The following is a 1,721-nucleotide window of genomic DNA, read 5'->3' as shown; positions in this document are numbered from 1 at the left end:
CAGCTAAAACACGAGACTGAATACAGACAACTGAATGAATCTTGGTAGTAGTCATGATACTGTGCAGTTGCGCTTGCTGAATATTAGTAAAGCAGCCATTCCCATAATGAGAATAAGTATAAATATGTTCTAAGTGAAACCAAGTGATCAAGCCTAGTTATAAATGTTCTAGAAAACTTTTTAACATTAGCACTTTTTGCAACCAACTTAAGTATGAATAATAGTCTATCTTAAGTTAGTTTTTGTAAGCTATATGCAGCAATTAGATTGTTATTTGATAGTTACAAAGAGCTTTCCGTAAAAAGAGTACCTAAAAATCAAAGGTTTTAAGTACTCTTTATCTAAACTAGGATTTAGACATTGTACAAATTAGCCATAATGTTGCTTTTCATTTCGGCTTTTCAGGCATGTCAGCTCTACCGCAGGTTCAAATAATTTGACTACCCAGATGCTGAGATATGTTGTAGTCCAATCTCCAAGGGTACTTAGCGTGTCAAGAAAGCAATATCAGGGTCAGGGTTTTGGTTAACATAGAAATTCCACTGACCAAGAAATCAAATAAAGTATGCCCAAGACTTGGAACATCAAGATAGATAACTATTTTCAAGCCAACCCCAATTGCATTATTGCCACAGCCCATGTAGACAGCTTCCCAACAGACCTACCACTAGAACCCAACATCAGGGAAGCAAACCGCAAAAGCGCGACCTACAGACAAATCTTTGACTCCCTAACGACCGAACCCGAAAAATTCTTCTCCCGCCACAGTGGAATCGTCCTGTCAGCCAATAAAGTTAAGCCCAACAGAAATAAAACCGAGCTAGAACTGGAGATATTAGAAGCTAACGAGGGGGGTAGCGATGGGATTATTAACGGTGGCCATACAGTTTTAGCATTTGAGCAAGCGAAAAATTACAAATATGATTTAACCGAAGTCAGAGTAAAAATTACGATTCACATTGGACTGACTGAAGAATCAGCCAAAGATATAGCCCTGGCCTCCAACACCACAACGCCAGTAGATTCTCGCTCCAAAGTCAACGCCAGGGGTGATTACAAATTCATCAAGCAGTATTTAGTCCAGTTAGAGAGAGCAGAAGATAGAAAATTCCGCATTGCCTATTACCAAAACCAAAGCGGCGCTCCCAGAAACGCTCAGTGCAATGTCACACATTTGCTCAAGCTGCTTTACTGCCTCGACAGAAAGAAATACAACCCCGACAGCAATAAACGAACCAAACACCCAGTAGGGATGAGTCTTCCAAGTAACATCACAGACGCAGAAAGGGAACGATTAACCGCTTTACTGCCTCTGCTTTCTCAGGCTTTATGGATAGAGCAAAGATTGTACGAAATTATTCAAGACCATATCAGCAGCCCCAGAAGAAAGGGTAGCAACGATTTAGCATCAATAGATATACGTAAAACTACGTTGTTGCCTGACAGCAAGTATTCATTCGGGTTTGGTGCGCCAACCGACCTTGCATTACCGATAATTGCGTCCTATCGGGTGTTTCTAGACAAGGACTATAAATGGATTCTGCCGTTTAACGAATTTGCTGAAGATTTTCTCCAACACTTGTGGACGAACTATTTCCGTAAATACTTGGTGTCGGAGAAAACAGCAGGGAATACAGTCGGTACAAAAATCAGCCGCAATCAAGAGATTTGGGAAAGTTTGTATATCTCTGCACAAAGTTATCTAAATCAGCACTTGGTGA

General features: G+C 40.5%; 1 protein-coding gene. It reads left to right on the top strand.

Annotated features, from left to right (window positions below; genetic code table 11):
• Positions 1 to 565 precede the first annotated feature (565 nt).
• Positions 566 to 1,721: AIPR family protein (locus tag H6G26_RS41590; RefSeq protein WP_190737970.1), on the top strand; the 1,156-nt coding region annotated here is incomplete at its 3' end.

Source organism: Nostoc sp. FACHB-888, from assembly GCF_014696655.1.
GTDB lineage: Bacteria > Cyanobacteriota > Cyanobacteriia > Cyanobacteriales > Nostocaceae > Nostoc.
Note: the sequence above shows the minus strand (reverse complement) of the source record. Positions and strands in the feature narration are given on the sequence as shown.